The following is a 19,620-nucleotide window of genomic DNA, read 5'->3' as shown; positions in this document are numbered from 1 at the left end:
CCTGTCGCCGCGCCGCATCGACATCCCTCTCCATAAAGGGGAGGGATGTCGGGATTTCTCAATCCTCGTCTTCATCCGGCTTCGGCGGCAGGGCGGCGAGCGCGGCGGCGGTCTCTTCCGGGGTCGGCAGGCGCAGGCGGGTGACGCCCTTGACCGCGTTCGGATCGACCGGCTTGCCCTTCTTGGTGATGGTCAGCCTGCCCTGACGCATCAGGCCCAGCGCCGTCGCCTTCACCTTGGGCAGCATGCGCTGCCACTGCTCGGGCTGCAGTTCCTTGGCCACGTCCGAGGGCTCAATGCTCTTTCCACCGACCTTCTTGGGGTCGGCCTTCGCCAGTTTTTCGAAAATGGCGGCTTCGATTGGATCGCTCATCGGGCCTATATGCTGCATTGCGAGAGAGATAAGAAGGCGTCCGGCTCAAGTCGCGCGCCGTCAGGGTATCGAAGAGGCAATCATGGTCGCGAAAATCACCGTCACCGAGGGCGAGTTCACCGGGTGGCAGACCTATGACCTGCACGGCACCTTTGATCAGGTGGTGGGGCCGTTCTACTTCAAGCCGGACCCCGACGGCCGGATGCGGTGCGCCTTCCGGGCCGAGCAGAAGCATATGAACGCGGGCGACCGGATGCACGGCGGCTGCCTGATGACCTTCGCCGACATCTCGCTGTTCCAGACGGCCTATCAGGAGATGGAGGGCGCGTCGGGCGTGACCGTGTCGCTGGATTCGACCTTCATCGACGGCGCCTATGTGGGCGAACTGGTCGAGGCGACGGGCGAGGTGGTGCGCGCGGGCAAGAGCCTGATCTTCGTGCGCGGCCAGATCACCGCCGGCGAGCGCATCCTGATGACCTTCTCGGGCGTGATCCGGAAGTTCACACCGCGCGGCTGAGCCCCCTCCCGAGGACCGGGACGCCCTAGATGAGGACGTCCCAACCGTCGCCGGGATGAACCGCCATGGTGTCTCCGGTCGGCGCAGCGATCTGATGAGCGGCCCTGTCGAACAGACGCGCGCCGGTGTCGATCGGGTCAGACTCGCCCGGCAGGGTCAGGGGGCCGGAGGCCTTGTCCATCCCGGCGATGACATTGGTCGCCGGCGCGGTCAGATCGAAGGTCTGGCCGTCGCCGAAGCGCAGGGTCTCGATGCCGTAAAGCACGTCCACGCCGTCGCGGTTGGAGATGCGGTCGGTGACGCGCCAGCCGCCGTCGATCTGCTCCAGCAGATAGTCATCGCGCAAGCCGGTCAGGACGGCGATGTCGATCCCGTCGCCGCCGATCAGGGTGTCGTTTCCGCCCCCGCCCTTGAGCAAATCGTTGCCCGCGCCGCCGGTGAGGACGTTGTCCTCGCTGGTGCCCGTGCCTGTGAAGTCACCGTCGCCGATATAGGTCAGGGCCTCGACGTTCAGGCGCAGGGCGTAGGACGACAGGGTCGTCTGGACCGTATCGAAGCCGCCGTCCGCGTATTCCACGATGGTGTCGCCGCCCGAGGTGATGACATAGATGTCGTCGCCCGCGCCGCCGTGCAGCTCATCAGGCGCGCCGTCGCCGCCGATCAGGATGTCATTGCCATCGTGGCCCATCAGGGTGTCGCGACCGAGGCCGCCGCGGATGACGTTGTCGCCCGCATTGCCCTGACCGAAGAAGGTCCCCGAGCCGGTGTAGATCAGCTCCTCGACATGGACGGCCATGCGCAGCGAGCCCAGCGAGGTCTGGATGGTGTCATAGCCCTCGCCCGCGAACTCCACGATGGAATCGCCGATCGCCGAGACGATGTAGAGATCATCGCCGCGCCCGCCCTGAAGGGTGTTGGCCAGCCCCGCGCCGCCGTCCAGCACGTCGTCGCCGTCCATGCCGATCAGGGTGTCGCGGCCCAGACCGCCCCGCAGGACATTGCTTCCGGCGTCGCCGATCAGCAGGTCGTCGAAGGCGGAACCGGTGACGTTCTCGATCCCGATCAGGGTGTCGGTCCCGCCGAAGCCGTCATTGCGGGTGACGCCGCCGTTCAGGCGCACATCCACGCCGGTCAGGGCATCGGCGTAGTCGGCGGTGTCGCGGCCTCCGCCGCCGATGAGCGTATCGGTCCCCGCCCCGCCGCTGAGGACGTCATCGCCCGCGCCGCCGGTGATGGTGTTGTTCGAGGCGTTCCCGCGACCGGTAAAGGCGCCGGTTCCAAGGTAGGTCAGGTTCTCGACATTGGCGCCGAGCGTCCATTCGGGCAGGGCCGTCAGGACGGTGTCGATCCCCTCGCCCGCCAGCTCGACGGTCACATCGCCCGCGGACTCGACGATATAGGTGTCGTCGCCCCGGCCGCCGTGCAGGACGTCCAGTCCGCCGCCGCCGCGCAGGATGTCGGCGCCGTCCAGGCCGAACAGGATGTCCGCGCCGGCGCCGCCGGTGATGACGTTGTCCAGCGCATTGCCCGTGCCGGTGAAGTCCCCGACGCCGGTGAAGGTCAGGGCCTCGACATTGGCCGGCAAGGTATAGACAGCGGCACTGGTTTCGACCGTATCGAAGCCCTCGCCTTCCAGTTCGACGATGCTGTCGCCGACAGTGTCGACCACATAGGTGTCGTCGCCGCGACCGCCGTAGAGCTCGTCCGGCACGCCGTCGCCGCCAATCAGGCGATCATCGCCGTCCAGTCCGATCAGCACGTCGCGTCCGACACCGCCGAACAAGGCGTCGTCAAAGGCCGAGCCGATGACAACACCCGTCCCCTCGATCACCGTTCCGGCCAGACCATTGATGGTGATGGTCAGGGTGGCGCCCACGCTGACTCCCTCGGAGTCGGTCGCGGTGTAGGTGAAGGTGTCGGTCGCGGTCTGGCCTTGCAGCAGGGTCAGGGCCTTCGCCGACGGGGTGAAGACGTAGGACCCGTCCGCGTTGACGATCAGAACGCCCCACGCTCCGACGACAGGGGCGCCGACGTTCGTGTTCAGGCCGTTGACGGCGGTGACGCCCAGGGTCGCGTCCTGCCCAGCACTGTCGTTCGCCAGCAGCCCCTGGGCGGCGGCGACCGTCAGAATGGCGTTCTCATCGACATCACCGGAGTCGGCGGCGGCGAAGGTGGCGGTATCGACCGGGAAGTTGACCGTGCGCGGCGTCGAGGTCGTCTGGCCATCGCTGACGACGTAGGTGAAACCGGCAGAGCCGCTGTAGCCGGGCGTGGGCGTAAAGACGAAGGCGCCGGTGGCCGGGTTGATCGTCACGGTTCCGTTCAGGGCCGAGCCGTCCACCAACTCATAGGTCAGGCGGTCGCCGTCCGCGTCGCGTGCGAGGGCGAGGGTTCCGGTCACGAGGCCGCCGTCGGCGGCTGGCGGAACAATCGTGTCCTCGCCCGTGAGAACCGGAGCATCATTGACCGGGGAGGCGTCTCCGACCGTCCAGTCGGCGATGGCGGCGTCGAGCGCGGTGATCTGTTCCGGGGTCAGCGAGCCGGCGGCCAGAGCCATGTTGTCCTGAAGCAGGGTCTGGACGCCATAGTTGGGCGCGACGTTGGACTTCACCGCGAGGCCGATCCAGAAATAGGCGTCCTCGGGCGAGGCGTCGACGCCCTCGCCGGCGAGGTAGCGGCGGCCCAGATTCCAGGCGGCCTCCATATTCCCCATCTTCGCGGCCTGGATATAGCCCTCGACGGCCAGGGCCTTGTCGACGGGCGCGCCGAAGCCGAGGTCGTTCAGGATGGCCAGACGGAAGATCGCGACCGGATTGTCCGGCAGCGCCTCCAGCAGGGCGCGGGCGCCCGCGTAGTCCCGCTCGCCCCCCATGCCGCCGACATAGAGGGTGGCCAGACGCAGATTCACATCCGGCGTCGCGCCGAGGGCGGCTTCATAATAGTGGCGGGCGAGATCCCAGTTCAGGGTGGCGCCGTTGATCCCGTCATTCAGCCAGGTGGCGTAGTGGTAGGCGGCGTTGGGATCGGTGTCGGCCAGCCGGACGACCCAGTACTGCCACTGCTCCAGATCACCGGCGATGAGGAAGTTGACCGCGTCATCGAAGGTCATGACCGGCGGCGGATCACCGGCGGCGTGGACGTTCAGGGTGACGGTCTTTTCGGCGCTGTCGAGCTGGCCGTCGGACACGGTGTAGCGGAACGAGGCCGCGCCGGTGAACCCTTCGTCCGGGGTGAACACATACCGGCCGGTGCGGGCGTCGAGCGTCAGCGTGCCGCCGACGACGGAGTCCGCCACGACCTTGAAGGTCAGTTGGTCGCCGTCGACGTCCGAACCCTTGAACAGGCTGAACGAGAAGGGCTGGCCCGCGATCAGCTCGGCGTCCTCGGACCGGGTCGTCAGTTCCGGCGCATCGTTCACGCCGCCGATATAGACCACGACGGTGATCGGCTCAGACGTGGTGACGCCGTCGCTGACCGTATAGCGGAAGGTGGCGTAGCCCTGATTGTAGGTGGGGCCGTACCAGTCTGCGGGCGGGGTGAAGGTGAAGGCGCCGGTGGCGGGGTCGATGGTCGCCACGCCGTTCGTGGCCGAGTCCGCGACCAGGCTGAAGGTCGCATTGGCCATGTCCACGCTGTCGCTGCCCGCCAGCCGGCCGGTCGCGACCTGATCCTCGAGCCCGTGATGGACCTCGGGGTTGGAGCCCGCCAGACCATCGGGGGTGGCCGGGGTGTGGGTGCTGACGGTGATGTTGGCCAGATCCAGGAAGCCGGTCGGGGCGTTATCCGGATCAGGGTTCAGCACGACCAGATGCAGGGTCGCGTTGACGTTCGACAAGGTCTCCTGAAGGTCGAACGGCATGTAGCGGTCCGCCCAGTCCCCCTCCATGGACTGATAGTTGCCCGCGTAGGTCCAGTCGGCGGGGTCGTTGCTGATCCGGAGCGTGACGGTGGTCCACTCGTCGGAAATCTGGTCCAGCAGGTCCGTGCCTGTGTTGGCCCAGTTGGTGACCTGCAGACCGACGGTGAAATTCTCCATCAGCCCGGTCTCGGGCACATAGCGGCAGATCCAGATCGCCAGCTGACCGCCGTTGGGGTCGAAGTCCGTGCTGCGCACGGTCATACTGAACTCGGCGTCCTGAAGGTTCAGCGCGCCGGGCGAGCCGAGGGTCGGCGTAGAGAGGTGGGCCATCAGCCAGATGGCGCCGATGCCGTCGATGTGGTTGGCGTCAAGCAGGCCAGAGGCCTGAAGGCGGGTGAAGTTCTCGATCTGACCGCCCGGTTCGTTGACCACCGACGGCGAGAACCAGGTCGTCCACGGGCCAAGCCCGTAATCGAAGTCCCACGAGTAGGTGTAGGGCGGCGCGCCTTCATCAGTGGCCGGCGGCGTACCGAAATCGTTTTCAGTTTCCACCACCAATCCACTCCAGGCCACATCTTTGAGAATGTGGCAAATACGGAGATTTCAAAGGCGATATTGCGGCGCCGCGAACGTTTGTTGCTTAAGAAAGTCCTAAAATCGCGTCGAGATTGATATCTCTATACCATCTTTAGTTATCCACTATGCCCTGAAGCATTGAAGCCATTCGCATTTCCATACGCTCACACTCTTCGCGGGTCAGGCCGAAGCCGCCGGTGATTTCCCGGCTGACCGCCATGCCCATGATTGTCGCGGCGGCCAGACGGGCGCGCAGCATGGCGTCCTCGCCGCCGACCCAGTCGGCGAACGGGTTGAAGAACCGCTCGGTGCCGGTGCGCTGGACAATCTCCATCGCCTTGGCCGAGCCGACCGAGCGCAGCATGATCAGCAGGCCCTTCAGCTTGCCCGCCTTGGCCGGCTTGAAGATGACCTCGTGCGCGACGCGGCGGCCAAACTCGGAGCGGGGCCCCTCCATCAGCTCATTGCCGTTGGAGCAGCTGTCCAGAACGGCGGCGAACAGGTCCTCCTTCGAGCCGAAGTAGCGCGACACCAAAGCCGCATCGACCCCTACGTCGGCGGCGATGTTCCGCATGCCCACATCGTCGTAGCTTTCCTTCGAAAAGCGCTCCTGGGCCGCGCTCAGGATCGCCGCGCGAGTCGCTTCAGCATTTCTTGGTCGCGGCGCAGCATGACAAAACAATGGGTTAGCACTCCAGAATAGCCCCAGCGGGAATATGGCTTTGTCATCACCCGTTGACAAGGCGCAGGCGCATCACCATTAAGTCACCGGGCGTTGACTAGCGGCTTTCCTCCCCGAACTCCGTATGTCGACAAGGACAGGGATTTGCTCCCATTCGGAGATTTGCGTTCATGCGCACGGTGAAGATCGTGACCGCGTCGGCCCTGATGGCCGCCGCGCTCTATGGCTGTTCTCAATCCAGCGAGGCGCAGACGCCTCCCGCTCCGCAGGTGACCGTCGCGGTCCCGCTGCAGCGCGCGGTGCAGGATTGGGATGAGTTTACGGGCCGCTTTGAAGCGACCCAGTCCGTCGAGGTGCGTGCGCGCGTCGGCGGCTACATCCAGGGCGTTCACTTCCGCGACGGCGACTATGTCCGGCGCGGCCAGTTGCTGTTCACTCTCGACCCGCGTCCGGCCCAGGCGGCCATGGCCTCGGCCCGCGCGACGCTGGCGCAGGCGCAGGCGCAACTGAACCTGGCCCGCACGGAGCTGACGCGTTCGGAAACCCTGCTGGCGTCGCAAGCCGTCTCGCAGGCCGAGGTCGACACCCGTCGCGGCGCCGTGCAGCAGGCCGAAGCCGCGGTCGCCGCCGCCAACGCCGCGGTGCGCGCCCGCCAGCTGGACCTGGAGTTCACCCGCGTCACCGCCCCGATCTCGGGCCGCGTGTCCGACCGGCGCGTCGATCCGGGCAATCTGGTCGCCGGCGGTTCGTCGCAGGCCGACGTCCTGACCACCGTGGTCTCCAGTGCTCCGATCCACTTCGTCTTCGACGGCTCTGAAGCCGTGCTGCTGAAGTATCAGCGTCAGGCCCGGAACGGCGCCGCGCCGATCCAGATCCGCCTGCAGGACGAAAGCGGCTACACCCGCACCGGCTCGCTGGACTTCACCGACAACGCGGTCGACACGGCCTCGGGCGTCATCCGCCTGCGCGCCCTGGTGCCGAACGCCGACGGCTTCCTGAAGCCGGGCATGTTCGGTCAGGCCCGTCTGGCCGGCGCCGGCTCGTATCAGGCCATGCTGGTGCCCGACGCCGCCATCGCCACCGATCAGGCCCGCCGCGTCGTCTATGTCGTGGCCGCCGACGGTTCGGTCGCCCCGCGCACGGTTCAACTCGGACCGCTGGTCGACGGCCTGCGGGTCGTCCGCGGCGGCCTGCAAGCCAACGACCGTGTCATCATCAGCGGCCTGCAACGTGTGCAGCAGCCGGGCGTGAAGGTGCAGGCCCGCAACGGCCGCATCGAACCGGTGGCCCAACAGGCGCAAGCGCCCGTGACCACCGCCGCCCCGGCCTCCACCGCCACGTTCACCGCCAGCGTCTCGGGCGACTGATCCGACAATGAACATCTCACGCTTCTTCATCGACAGGCCGATCTTCGCGGCCGTGATCTCGGTGTTCATCACCCTGATCGGGGTGTTCGCGTATCCGCTGCTGCCTCTGTCGCAGTATCCGGAGATCGCGCCGCCCACCATCACCATCAACACCGCCTATCCGGGCGCCTCGGCCGAGACCGTGGCGGAGACCGTCTCCGCCCCGATCGAGCAGGAGGTCAACGGGGTCGAGGGCATGTTGTACCTGTCATCCTCGTCCACATCGGACGGGACGGTGGCGATCACCGTGACCTTCAACCCGGGCACCGATCTGGATGCCGCGCAGGTTCTGGTTCAGAACCGCGTGGCGCTGGCGGAGCCGAGATTGCCTGCTCAGGTGCGCCAGATCGGCGTGACCGTGAACAAGCAGGAATCGGGCTTCCTGATGATCCTGGGGCTCACGTCCCCGGACCGTTCGCTGGATAACGACTACGTCGGGAACTACGCCAACTCGACGCTGCGGGACCGCCTGTTGCGGATCGAGGGGGTCGGCAACGTCTCGATCTTCGGCGGCGGCAACTACTCGATGCGGGTCTGGATCGACCCGGCCAAGGCCGCCGCGCGCGACCTGACCGGTCCGGACATCGTCGCCGCCCTGCAAGCCCAGAACGTCCAGGCCGCCGCCGGTTCCATCGGTCAGCCGCCCTTCCCCACCAACGCCGCGGCCTTCCAGCTGCCGGTGCAGGTCCAGGGCCGTCTGAGCGATCCCGGCGAGTTCGGAAACATCGTCATCAAGACGGACGCCGAAGGCCGTGTGACCCGCGTTCGTGACGTCGCCCGTGTCGAACTCGGCGCCCAGGACTACGGGATCAAGGGCTTCTTCGACGGCCAGCAGGGCGTCGGCATCGCCATCGTGCAGCAACCGGGCGCCAATGCGCTGGGCACCGCTGACCGCGTCATGGCCGAGGTCGAGGCCTTCAAGGCGGAACTGCCGCAGGGCATGGCGATCTCGGTCGCCTACAACCCGACGGAGTTCGTCGCGGCCTCGGTCGAGTCCGTGCAGCACACCCTGTTCGAAGCGGTCATCCTGGTGGTGCTCGTGGTGCTGGTCTTCCTGCAGACCTGGCGCGCGGCCATCATTCCGATCGTGGCCATCCCCGTGGCGCTGGTGGCGACCTTCGCCGTCCAGATGCTGCTGGGCTATTCGATCAACTCGCTGAGCCTGTTCGCCCTCGTCCTCGCGGTCGGCATCGTCGTCGATGACGCCATCGTCGTGGTCGAGAACGTCGAACGCTACATCCGCGAGGGACTGTCTCCCAAGGAGGCGGCCTACCGCTCCATGCAGGAAGTGTCGGGCGCGCTGATCTCGATCGGTCTGGTGCTGGTCTCGGTGTTCGTGCCGACCATGTTCGTGCCGGGCATCCCGGGCATCTTCTACCGCGAGTTCGCCATCGTCATCACGACCGCCTCGGTCGTGTCGCTGCTGGTGTCGCTGACGCTGTCGCCGGCCATGGCCGCGCTGCTGCTGAAGCCGCACAAGGAACATGACCACCACCGCAAGCCGGGCCTGTGGGGCTCCATCGTCTACTACGTCGGCTTCGCCGGTCGTAAGTTCAACGAAGGCTTCGACTGGCTGTCGGACAAGTACGGTCGCCTGACGGCCCGCCTCGTGCGCACCGTCGGCATCGTGCTGGTGATCTATGTCGGTCTGCTGGGCCTGACCGCCTGGCGTCTGGTCGACACCCCGTCCGGCTTCATCCCGGAGCAGGATCAGGGCTTCCTGATCGGCGTCGTGCAACTGCCGCCGGGTTCGTCGCTGGACCGCACCGAAGCCGTGATGAAGCGCGCCTCGGACATCATCAAGTCGACCGAGGGCGTCGAGGGCATGGTGGCTTTCGCCGGTCTGGACGGCACCAGCTTCTCGTTCGGCTCCAACGCGGCGACCATCTTCGTCCGCCTGAACGCCTTCGATGATCGCAAGACGGCCGAGCAGAGCGCGGCCGCCCTGGCGGGGGCCATCACCGGCGCCACCATGGGCATCGAGGACGCGCAGATCTTCGTGATCGCCCCGCCCGCGGTTCAGGGTCTGGGCAACGGCAACGGCTTCCAGATGATGGTGCAGGACACCTCCGGCGCGGGTTACCGCGCGCTGGAAGGCTCGACCTTCGCCATGATGGGCGCCGCCGCCCAGGCGCCGGATCAGGTGCAGCAGGTCTTCTCGACCTACAACACCGGTTCGCCGCGCATCGCCGCCGACGTCGACCGTGACAAGGCGCTGATGATGGGCGTGCAGCCGTCGGCCGTGTTCGACACCCTGAGCGTCTATCTGGGTTCGTCCTACGTCAACGACTTCAACTTCCTGGGTCGCACCTTCCGGGTGACGGCGCAGGCGGAGCCGACGTCGCGTGACGACATGGCGGACATCGCCAACCTGAAGACCCGCTCCGCCACGGGCGCCATGGTGCCGATCGGCTCGGTGGCTAACCTGCGGGAGGACTCCGGTCCGTCGCGTATCGTCCGCTACAACCTGTTCCCGGCAGCCGAGCTGCAAGGTCAGGCGGCGGCGGGCGTGTCGTCCGGTCAGGCCATCTCCGAAATGGAGAAACTGGCCGAAGCCACCCTGCCGCCGGGCTTCTCTTACGAGTGGACCGGTCTGGCCTTGCAGGAGAAGCAGGCGTCGGGCGGCGCGACCATGATCTTCATGATGGCCGTGGTCTTCGTCTTCCTTGTGCTGGCCGCGCAGTATGAGGCCTTCACCCTGCCGATGGCGGTCGTGCTCATCGTCCCGATGTGTCTTCTGGCCGCGATCCTGGGGGTCAACCTTCGGGGTCTGGACAACAACATCCTGGTCCAGATCGGACTGGTGGTGCTGATCGCCCTGGCCGCCAAGAACGCCATTCTGATCGTGGAGTTCGCCAAGCAGGCCGAGGACGAGGGCATGAACCGCTGGGATGCCGCAGTGCGCGCCGCCCAGACCCGTCTGCGCCCGATCCTGATGACCTCGTTCGCCTTCATCTTCGGCGTCGTGCCGCTGATGCTGGCCACGGGTCCGGGCGCGGAGATGCGTCAGTCGCTGGGCACCGCCGTCTTCTCCGGCATGCTGGGCGTGACCTTCTTCGGTCTGATCTTCACGCCGGTCTTCTACGTCGTCATGCGCTGGGTGGCCTCCAGGCTGCCGGGCGCGCCGAAGACGACCAAGGAAGCGCCCCCCCCCCTTCCCCCGCAAGACGCGGACACCGCGACCGTCCGCTCGGGAGACGCCTGATGACTGTTCGACCCTCTCTCCGGTTCCTGACCGCAACCGCCGGGGCCAGCCTCCTGCTGGCGTCGTGCGCGGTCGGGCCGAAGGCGCCTGACGCTACCCTTCCCCCCTCAGCGTCGGGCGCCTTCATCGGGACCGCCTCACCGGCGGTCTCGACTTCTTCGGCTCGCAACGACTGGTGGCGCCTGTACAACGACCCGACCCTCGACGGTCTGGTCCAGGAGGCGCTGACCGAGAACAACGAGCTTGAGGCCGCCGCCGCCAACCTGCGTCGCGTCCGCGCGGCGCTGGGCGAGGCGCGTGTCGGCCGCTTCCCGACGACGACGACCTCGGCCGGCTACACCAACAGCCGCGCCTCGGCCGCGACCCTGCCGGCGGGGACGCTCCCGCCCGGCGAGAACGCGCCCGACGTGGACACCTATACGGCCGGTCTGGACGTCTCCTACGAGGTCGATCTGTTCGGCCGGGTCGAGTCGACCATCCGCGCCGCCCGCGCGGACGCCGCCGCCGCCGAGGCCGCTCTGGACATCGTCCGGGTCACGGTCGCGGCGGAAACGGCCCGGGCCTATGCCGACACCTGCTCGGCCAACGCCCAGATCGCCGTGGCGGAGCGGACCATCGAGCTGCAGTCGGACACCGTCCGCCTGACGCAAGGTCTGCTGGACGCCGGTTCGGGCAACGGACTGGACGTCGCCCGGGCCCGCTCGGCGCTGGAATCGACCCGTTCGAGCCTGCCGCCCTTGCGGGCCCAGCGCGACGGCGCCCTGTTCCGTCTGGCCACCCTGACCGGGCGCACCCCGGCGGAAGCCAGCACGGCGGCCCGCGCCTGCATGACCCCGCCGCAACTGAGCCAGCCGATCCCGGTCGGCGACGGTGCGGCCCTGCTGGCCCGTCGTCCTGACATCCGTCAGGCCGAACGCAACCTGTCCGCCGCGGCGGCGCGGGTGAATGTGGCGACCGCGGACCTGTTCCCGCGCATCACCCTGGGCGGTTCGGCCGGCGCGACGTCGCTGGACGGCAGCGGTCTGGGCGACAGCGAGAACTTCCGCTTCTCGGTCGGTCCGCTGATCAGCTGGTCGTTCCCGAACGTGTTCGCCGCCCGCGCGCGCATCGAACAGGCCTCGGCCGGTTCGGACGCCGCACTGGCGACGTTCGACCAGACGGTGCTGGTCGCCCTGCAGGAGACGGAGACGGCTCTGGCCAACTACGCCAACGAGCTGGACCGCCGGTCGGCCCTCCAGTCGGCGCGGGATCAGGCCGCCAACGCCGCCCGCCTGTCGCGTTTACGCTTCAACGCCGGCGCTGACAGCTTCCTGACGGTGCTGGACGCGGAGCGGACGCTGGCCGCCGCCGACGCCCAGCTGGCCGCCTCGAACGCCCAGGTCACCACCTACCAGATCGCCCTGTTCAAGGCGCTGGCGGGCGGATGGGAGACCGAAAGCTGAGGCCTCCGGTCCAGGCTGAAATGACGAAGGGGAGGCTGGAAACAGCCTCCCCTTTTTCATGGTCGGAACCTCGTCCTTACCGGAGTTTAACTGGTCCCGCCGGGCGCACTGCCCCATCAAGGCCCCACGTGGACGGGGGACAGAGACGGTGAGAACGCTTACGGCGCTGGCGGCTGCAATGGCCCTGACGGGAATGCCCGCGCAGGCGCAGGACACAGCCTCCGAAAGTGCTGGCCTTTGGCGCCAGATGGCCGAGGCGGACAGCGCGGCGGCCCTGCGCCTGATCACCGACAACCATCCCGGCGCGCGGCCCGAACTGGGCGACACCGTCTTCCAGCAGCGGCTGACGGCCGCCAGGACCCACGTGCACGAGCGCCTGCCCGAAGTGCGCAGCTTCGAGGGCTACAGCGCCCTGATGGCCGGACTGGCCGCCGATTTCGCCGACGGCCACATCTGGTCCCGACCGCGCGTCGATGGAAAGACCCTGTACTGGACCGGCATCCTGCTGAAGCGTGAAGGACAGGCGTGGCGGGTCGGGTCGCTGCTGCCCGAGGCGCGTCTGCCAGACATCGAGAACGCCCGGCTGGTGAGCTGCGACGGCGTGGACGCGGAGCACTGGGCCGACGCACGGATCACCGCTTTCGTGGCGGGCGCACCGAACGAAGCGCAACGGGCGGAGGCGGCGGGGCGGCTGCTGACCGACGACGGCAATCCCTTCCTGAAACGCCCGGAGCATTGCGTGTTCGAGAAGACGGACGGATCGTCCGAGACGATCAGCTTCCGCTGGGGACGCGGTCCCGTGACCTTCGTCGAGGAGCGGATCGAGGCAATCCAGAGCCGGGCCGCAGACGGCTATGCCCTGACGCCGTGGGACGGCGGCTACTGGATCCGACTGAGCGGACTGGACAACAACGCCGGGGCCGTCGTGACGGCGGTGCAGGAGGCCGAGGCCTCACTGAAGACCGCGCGGGTCGTGGTGCTGGACCTGCGCGGCAATGGCGGGGGCGACTCCCGGTACGGCGACGCCATTGCGGAAACGCTGTTCGGCCCGGATCATGTCCGGCAGGCCAAGGGCCGCAGCTCGGACTGTCAGGGCGCCTACTGGCGCGTGTCGGCAGACAACACCGCCGCCCTGAAAGCCTTGCGGGACAGTCAGGCGACCCGCAATCCGGAGACAGCGGCAAGAATGACCGAGGTGGTCGAGGGGATGGAGGCGGCCTTGACGGATGGTCAGGCCTTCTGGCCGGACCTGCCCGCCTGCGCCGCGACCGCTGATCTGGCCGACGAGGCGGCGCGGGCGCCCATCGACCGCCATGTGGTCCTGATCACCGACCGGCACTGCTTCAGCTCCTGCCTGATGACCACCGAACTGTTCCGGCGATTGGGCGCCCTGCACGTCGGCGAGGCGACCGATGTTTCCAGCCGCTACATGGAGGTGCGGACCATCGTCCTCCCGTCCGGCCTGCGTGACTTCTCGACCTTGCAGAAGGTCGCTGTCGGCCTGCCCGACTTCGGCCCCTACACGCCGGACATCCCCTACCCCGGCGCCATGGCGGACGATGAGGCGCTGAAAGCGTGGGTGGGGGAGCAGGCGGCGGGTCGCTAGGCCCGCTTCGCCTTCACCGCCGCGGCTTCCTCGCGCGGGAGGATGTGGCGGAAATGGGTGACCGCCACCGTCCAGGTCTCCAGCAGCTTGCGGGCCAGCGGAGAGCCGGTCTCGACCGCATGACGGGTCACCAGTTCGTGCAGGCGTTGGCCGGCCTCGCCCATGACCACGCCGGTGATCACCGAGGCGTCGCTGAGGCGCAGGTGGGCGGTGCCTTCGGGGTCGTGGATGAAGGCTTCGCCGCCGCTCATGCCGGCGCCGAAATTCCAGCCGGTCGAACCCAGCACCACCACGGCGCCGCCGGTCATATATTCGCAGCCGTGCGCGCCGCAGCCCTCGATCACCGCCGTGGCGCCCGAGTTGCGGACGGCGAAGCGCTCGCCCGCCGCGCCCGCCGCGAACAGCTTGCCGCCGGTCGCGCCGTACAGGCAGGTGTTGCCGATGACCGCCGCGCCCGCCTGCCATGACGGCGGACGGACGATGATCTCGGCGCCCGACAGCCCCTTGCCGACATAGTCGTTGGCCTCGCCGTCGAGGATGATCCGCAGGCCGGTCATGCCCCACGCCGCCAGCGATTGCCCGGCCGCGCCGCGCAGGTTCAGGGTCAGGTGGCCGTCCGGCAGGTCCGAGCCGTATTTGCGCACGATGTGCGATGACAGCCGGGTGCCGATGGAGCGCTGGGTGTTGGCGACCGAATAGGTCAGCTGCATTTTCTCGCGCCGGGCCAGGAAGGGTTCGGCGTCCAGCACGATGCGGGCGTCCAGCGCATCCGGCACCGCATTGCGCGGGGCGTCGGGCGCCTGACGGGCATCCCCCTCGCCCACCCGCACCAGCAGGGGGTTCAGGTCGAGATCGTCCAGATGCGCGCTGCCGCGCGAAATCTGCTTGAGCAGATCGGTGCGACCCACGGCCTCATCCAGCGAGCGCAGGCCGAGCGAGGCCAGAACCTCGCGCGTCTCCTCGGCGATGAAGCTGAACAGATTGACCACCTTGTCCGCCGTGCCGGTGAACATGGCGCGCAGGCGCTCGTCCTGAACACAGACGCCGACGGGGCAGGTGTTGGAGTGACACTGGCGGACCATCAGACAGCCGACGGCGATCAGGCTGGCGGTGCCGATGCCGTATTCCTCGGCGCCCAGCATGGCGGCGACGACGACGTCGCGCCCGGTCTTGATGCCGCCGTCCGTGCGCAGGCGGACGTGGCCGCGCAGGCCGTTCAGGCTGAGCACCTGATGGGCTTCGGACAGACCCAGCTCCCACGGCATGCCCGCGTGCTTGATCGAGCCCATGGCCGAGGCGCCGGTGCCGCCGTTGTGGCCCGCGACCAGAATGATGTCGGCCTTGGCCTTGGCGACGCCCGCGGCGACCGCGCCGATGCCGGACGAGGCCACCAGCTTCACCGTCACCCGCGCGACCGGATTGATCTGCTTGAGATCGTAGATGAGCTGGGCCAGATCCTCGATCGAGTAGATGTCGTGGTGCGGCGGCGGCGAGATCAGGCCCACGCCCGGCGTCGAGTGACGCATGCGGGCGATGAACTCGGTGACCTTGAAGCCGGGCAGTTGTCCGCCCTCTCCGGGCTTGGCGCCCTGGGCCACCTTGATCTCGATCTCGCGGCACTGGTTCAGATATTCGGCCGTGACGCCGAAGCGGCCCGAGGCGATCTGCTTGACCGCGCTGTTCGGATTGTCGCCGTTCGGACGCGGGTGATAGCGCTCCGGGTCCTCGCCGCCCTCACCCGATACCGAGCGGGCGCCGATGCGGTTCATGGCGATGTTCAGCGTCTCGTGCGCCTCGGGCGACAGGGCGCCCAGCGACATGCCGGGCGTGACGAAGCGCTTGCGGATTTCGTTGACGCTCTCGACCTCGTCGATGGCGATCGGGACCGCCTCGCGGAAGTCGAGCAGGTCGCGCAGGGCCGTGGCGGGCAGTTCCCGTGCGCGACGGCTGTAGGCCTTGAATCGCTTGTAGTCGCCGCGCGTGGTGGCGTCCTGCAGGCGGTGGATCATCTCGGCGTCCCAGGCGTGGGTCTCCTCGCCCGCCCGGATGCGGTGGGCCCCGCCGATGCGCAGACGGGCGCGGTCGGTGGAGAAGCCGCGCGCGGCCTTGGCCACCGACTGCTCCTCGATGCCCGCCAGACCGACGCCCGAGATGCGCGAGGTCATGCCGGGGAAGAACTCGGCCACCAGCGCGCGCGACAGGCCCAGAGCCTCGAACTCGCAGGCGCCGCGATAGGCGGAGATGACCGAGATGCCCTTCTTGGCGAGAATCTTCATCAGACCGGCCTCGACCGCCGCCCGGTGGTTCAGGCAGGCGTCGCGCAGGGACAGGCCGGGATAGCGGCCGCTCTCCAGACGTTCGAGGAAAGTCTCCTGCGCCAGCCAGGCGTTGACCGCCGTGGCCCCACAGCCGACCAGCACCGCGAAGGCGTGGGCGTCGATCGCCTCGGCCGAGCGAACCACCAGCGAGCAGTAGGAGCGCAGCCCCGCATCGACCAGACGGCCATGCACCGCCGAGGTCGCCAGAATCATCGGGATCAGGGGGCGATCCTCGCCCGCCCGTTCGTCGGTCAGGACGATCAGCCCGGCTCCGCCCTTCGCCGCCGCGACGGCTTCATCGCGGATGCGATCCAGAGCGGCGCGCAGGGCCTCGCCCTCGCGTTCGCCCTCGGCAGGCGTGGGGAAGGTGCAGTCGATGACCGTGGTCGCGCCCGCGCCCACCACATCGAGCATCCGCTCGTACATGCCGGTGGTCAGGACCGGGCTGTCCAGCACGAAGACCCGCGTCTGGGTCTCGTCCTGCGCCAGGATGTTGCCGAGGTTCTTGAACCGGGTCCGCAAGCTCATCGCCCCCGCTTCACGCAGGGAGTCGATGGGCGGGTTGGTGACCTGTGCGAAAGCCTGACGGAAATAGTGGGCGAAGGGCCGCGTCTGTTCGGACAGAACCGCGGGCGGGGTGTCGTCGCCCATGGAGCCGACCGCCTCCTTGCCGTCGCCGGCCATGGGGTCGAGGAGGGATTCGATGTCCTCCTGCGTCCAGCCGACCGCGGCCTGGAAGCGGGTCAGGGTCTCGCCCTGCAGCTTGCGCGGCTCGTCGCCGGGACCGACCAGCGGCTCGAGCGCGACCATGTTGGACAGCCACTCGCGGTAGGGATGCTTGGCGGCCAGACGGTCGATGGTCTGGGTCTCGTCGAACAGCTGCCCGGCTTCGAGATCGACAGCGATCATGCGACCGCCGTTGATGTGCAGGCGACGCGCGATGCGGTCGTCGGACACGCCGGTCATGCCCGCTTCCGAGCCGCAGATCAGCAGGCCATCGACGGTCTCGGCGGCGCGCAGGGGGCGCAGACCGTTGCGGTCCTTGCCCGCCACGACCCAGCGACCGTCCGTGGCGCAGATCGCCGCCGGACCGTCCCACGGCTCCATGACCGAGTTGCAGTAGGCGTACAGCGCGCGGTGATCGTCGGAGATAACGCCCTCTATGGGCGCCTCGGGGATCAGCAGGGCCTTGACCATGGGCGCGGGGCGTCCGGCGCGGACCAGCACCTCGAAGACATTGTCCAGAGCGGCGGAGTCGGAGCCGCCCGGCTGGATCACCGGCTTGACCGTCTCGTCGTCGGCGCCGAAGGCCTCGGCGGTCATGCGGATCTCGTGGCTGCGCATCCAGTTGGCGTTGCCGCGCAGGGTGTTGATCTCGCCGTTGTGGGCCAGCATCCGGAACGGCTGGGCCAGCCGCCACTCGGGGAAGGTGTTGGTCGAGTAGCGCTGGTGGAACAGGGCGACATTGGCCTCGACGCGCGGGTCGGCCAGGTCGGGATAGAAGTCGGCCAGCGCCTCGGCCAGCATCATCCCCTTGTAGATCACCGACCGCGCCGACAGGGAGCAGACGTAGAAATGCTGCAGCCCGGCGGCCGTGGCGCGGGCCTCGATCCGGCGGCGCAGCAGGTACAGGGCGCGTTCCAGATCCTCGCCCTCCAGCCCCTCGGGCGGGGCCAGCATGATTTGCTCGATCTCCGGGCGGGTGGCGGCGGCGCGCTGGCCCAGAACCTCGGCGCGGTGCGGCACCTGACGCCAGCCGTACAGCCAGAAGCCGGAGGCCATGACCTCGCGCTCGACGATGGTGCGGGCCTGCTCCTGCGCGCCCAGATCGACGCGCGGCAGGAAGATCATGCCGACGGCGATGGGGCCGGAGCGCGGGTCGTGGCCCGCGTCGCGGACCTGGGCCTCGAAGAAGGCGCGCGGCAAACCGATCAGGATGCCGGCGCCGTCGCCCGACTTGCCGTCCGCATCGACGGCGCCCCGGTGCCAGATGGCCGACAGGGCCTTCAGCGCCAGATCGACCACCTCGCGGCGCGGCTTGCCGTCGATGGCGGCGACCAGACCGACACCGCAGGCGTCCCGCTCGGACGCCGGATCATAGGCGTGGGCGTCGATCAGCTTCTGCCGGTCGGCCTCGAACTTCGTCAGGTCAAAGGTCACGCGGCAGCCCTCCGTTGCGAGGACAGCCACGCATCAATTTCGGCGGCGGCGTCCTGACCGTCGCGGACAGCCCAGACCACCAGAGACGCACCACGCACGATGTCGCCCGCGGCGAAAACGCCCTCCAGAGTGGTGGCCTTGGTGTGGCCCGCGGTGCGGATGGTGCGCCAGTCGGTGAGGGCCAGATCAGGCTCCCCGAACAGGGTCGGCATGTCTTCCGGCTCGAAGCCCAGGGCCTCGATGACCAGATCGGCGGCGACGTCGAACTCGCCGCCCGGCACCGGCTCGACCGACCAGCGGCCGTCCGCCGACTGGGCCGCCAGCGCCATGCGCTGGGCGCGCACGCCGGTGACGCCCGAGGCGCCGCCCAGCACGGCGCGGGGCGCGGCCAGCCATTCGAAGACGACACCCTCCTCCTCGGCGTTGGCGGTCTCGCGCGCGCTGCCCGGCATGTTCTCCCGGTCGCGGCGATACAGGCAGGTGACGGACGTGGCGCCCTGACGGACGGCGGTGCGCAGGCAGTCCATGGCGGTGTCGCCGCCGCCGATGACCACGACCTTCTTGCCCGCCGCGTTCAGCGGGCCGTCGTCATAGGCCGGGACCGCATCGCCGAAGCCCTTGCGGTTCGAGGCGATCAGATAGTCCAGCGCCGCGACCACGCCGTCGGAGCCGCAGCCGGGCGCGGTCAGGCGGCGGGCCTGATAGACGCCGGTGGCGACCAGCACGGCGTCATGGGCGGCGCGCACATCAGCGAAGGGCAGGCTTCCACCGACATCGGCGCCGAGTTTGAACGCGACCCCGCCGTCGATCAGGCGATCCACGCGACGGCCGACGACGTGCTTCTCCAGTTTGAAGCCGGGAATGCCGTAGGTCAGCAGGCCACCGGCGCGGTCATGGCGGTCGTAGACGGTGACCGCGTAGCCCGCGCTGCGCAGACGGTCGGCCGCCGCGAGCCCCGCCGGGCCGGCGCCGACGATGCCGACGGACTGGCCCTTTTCGGTGCGAGGGCGGATCGGATCCACCCAGCCGTTCTCGAACGCCTGATCGCCGAGCCAGCGCTCGACCGAACCGATGGTGACCGTCTCCCAGCCCGACTGTTCCAGCGTGCAGGAGCCCTCGCACAGCCGATCCTGCGGGCAGATGCGACCGCAGATTTCGGGCATGGTCGAGGTGGCCTCGGACTGGCGCCAGGCTTCCTCGGCGCGACCTTCGGCGGCGAGGCGCAGCCAGTCGGGAATGTTGTTCTGGAGCGGACAGGCGGACTGACAGAAGGGCACGCCGCACTGGGCGCAGCGGCTCGCCTGCCCCTTGCCCGCGTCAGGCGCGAAGTCCGCGTAAATTTCGGCGTGGTTGTGCACGCGATCGGTCGCCGACACCTTGGTCGGGCCGGTTCTGGGGACAACAACGAAAGTCTGGTTCACGGACGCCAAGGCAAGCCCTCTTCGCAACTGCACAAGTTCTAGAGGCTTCAGGCAG

At 68.4% G+C, this 19,620-nt stretch carries 10 protein-coding genes; 5 read left to right on the top strand and 5 right to left on the bottom strand.

Going from position 1 to position 19,620, the window contains the following annotated elements:
• Positions 1 to 58 precede the first annotated feature (58 nt).
• On the bottom strand, positions 59 to 373 hold the full coding sequence (locus FKQ52_RS03210; RefSeq protein WP_141625856.1) for a DUF3253 domain-containing protein: 315 nt from the start codon (positions 371 to 373) through the stop codon (positions 59 to 61).
• Positions 374 to 455: 82 nt separating this feature from the next.
• On the opposite strand from FKQ52_RS03210, the gene FKQ52_RS03205 reads away from it, so the two are divergent.
• Positions 456 to 890 (top strand): PaaI family thioesterase, encoded by a 435-nt coding sequence (locus tag FKQ52_RS03205; RefSeq protein ID WP_141625855.1) that lies wholly within the window; start codon positions 456 to 458, stop codon positions 888 to 890.
• 25 nt (positions 891 to 915) lie between these two features.
• Here FKQ52_RS03205 and FKQ52_RS03200 read toward each other — a convergent pair whose 3' ends face one another.
• Both FKQ52_RS03200 and FKQ52_RS03195 read right to left on the bottom strand, forming a co-directional pair.
• Positions 916 to 5,304: an Ig-like domain-containing protein gene (locus FKQ52_RS03200; protein ID WP_141625854.1), complete on the bottom strand. Its 4,389-nt coding sequence runs from the start codon at positions 5,302 to 5,304 to the stop codon at positions 916 to 918.
• 133 nt (positions 5,305 to 5,437) lie between these two features.
• Positions 5,438 to 5,899 carry a TetR family transcriptional regulator gene (locus FKQ52_RS03195; RefSeq protein ID WP_240811725.1) on the bottom strand — a complete coding sequence of 154 codons (462 nt, stop codon included), beginning with the start codon at positions 5,897 to 5,899 and terminating at the stop codon, positions 5,438 to 5,440.
• Positions 5,900 to 6,177: 278 nt separating this feature from the next.
• Here FKQ52_RS03195 and FKQ52_RS03190 point away from each other — a divergent pair, with 278 nt between their 5' ends.
• The 4 genes from FKQ52_RS03190 (at position 6,178) to FKQ52_RS03175 (ending at position 13,666) form a co-directional block, all read left to right on the top strand.
• On the top strand, positions 6,178 to 7,374 hold the full coding sequence (locus FKQ52_RS03190) for an efflux RND transporter periplasmic adaptor subunit (protein WP_141625853.1): 1,197 nt from the start codon (positions 6,178 to 6,180) through the stop codon (positions 7,372 to 7,374).
• A 7-nt stretch (positions 7,375 to 7,381) separates the two neighbouring features.
• A complete protein-coding gene (locus tag FKQ52_RS03185) occupies positions 7,382 to 10,618 on the top strand; it encodes an efflux RND transporter permease subunit (protein ID WP_141625852.1) in 3,237 nt (1,078 codons plus the stop codon).
• Positions 10,618 to 12,060: an efflux transporter outer membrane subunit gene (locus FKQ52_RS03180; protein WP_141625851.1), complete on the top strand. Its 1,443-nt coding sequence runs from the start codon at positions 10,618 to 10,620 to the stop codon at positions 12,058 to 12,060. Before FKQ52_RS03185 ends, FKQ52_RS03180 begins: the two co-directional genes overlap by 1 nt.
• 178 nt (positions 12,061 to 12,238) lie before the next feature.
• Positions 12,239 to 13,666, top strand: coding sequence for a S41 family peptidase (locus FKQ52_RS03175; protein WP_168196778.1), 1,428 nt, complete (start codon positions 12,239 to 12,241; stop codon positions 13,664 to 13,666).
• Here FKQ52_RS03175 and gltB read toward each other — a convergent pair.
• Both gltB and FKQ52_RS03165 read right to left on the bottom strand, forming a co-directional pair.
• A complete protein-coding gene (gene gltB / locus FKQ52_RS03170) occupies positions 13,663 to 18,144 on the bottom strand; it encodes a glutamate synthase large subunit (protein ID WP_141625849.1) in 4,482 nt (1,493 codons plus the stop codon). The genes FKQ52_RS03175 and gltB overlap by 4 nt on opposite strands.
• The gene (locus tag FKQ52_RS03165; RefSeq protein ID WP_370451020.1) at positions 18,141 to 19,574 is read right to left on the bottom strand and encodes an NAD(P)-dependent oxidoreductase; all 1,434 of its coding nucleotides are present in this window, start codon (positions 19,572 to 19,574) and stop codon (positions 18,141 to 18,143) included. Before FKQ52_RS03165 ends, gltB begins: the two co-directional genes overlap by 4 nt.
• Positions 19,575 to 19,620: the final 46 nt, after the last annotated feature.

The organism is Brevundimonas sp. M20 (genome assembly GCF_006547065.1).
GTDB lineage: Bacteria > Pseudomonadota > Alphaproteobacteria > Caulobacterales > Caulobacteraceae > Brevundimonas.
Note: the sequence above shows the minus strand (reverse complement) of the source record. Positions and strands in the feature narration are given on the sequence as shown.

Bases quoted from the DNA above. Each gene is read 5' to 3' on its own strand.
- FKQ52_RS03210 (WP_141625856.1), bottom strand. From the start codon at position 373: ATGAGCGATCCAATCGAAGCCGCCATTTTCGAAAAACTGGCGAAGGCC.
- FKQ52_RS03205 (WP_141625855.1), top strand. From the start codon at position 456: ATGGTCGCGAAAATCACCGTCACCGAGGGCGAGTTCACCGGGTGGCAG.
- FKQ52_RS03195 (WP_240811725.1), bottom strand. From the start codon at position 5,899: ATGCGGAACATCGCCGCCGACGTAGGGGTCGATGCGGCTTTGGTGTCG.
- FKQ52_RS03190 (WP_141625853.1), top strand. From the start codon at position 6,178: ATGCGCACGGTGAAGATCGTGACCGCGTCGGCCCTGATGGCCGCCGCG.
- FKQ52_RS03185 (WP_141625852.1), top strand. From the start codon at position 7,382: ATGAACATCTCACGCTTCTTCATCGACAGGCCGATCTTCGCGGCCGTG.
- FKQ52_RS03180 (WP_141625851.1), top strand. From the start codon at position 10,618: ATGACTGTTCGACCCTCTCTCCGGTTCCTGACCGCAACCGCCGGGGCC.
- FKQ52_RS03175 (WP_168196778.1), top strand. From the start codon at position 12,239: ATGGCCCTGACGGGAATGCCCGCGCAGGCGCAGGACACAGCCTCCGAA.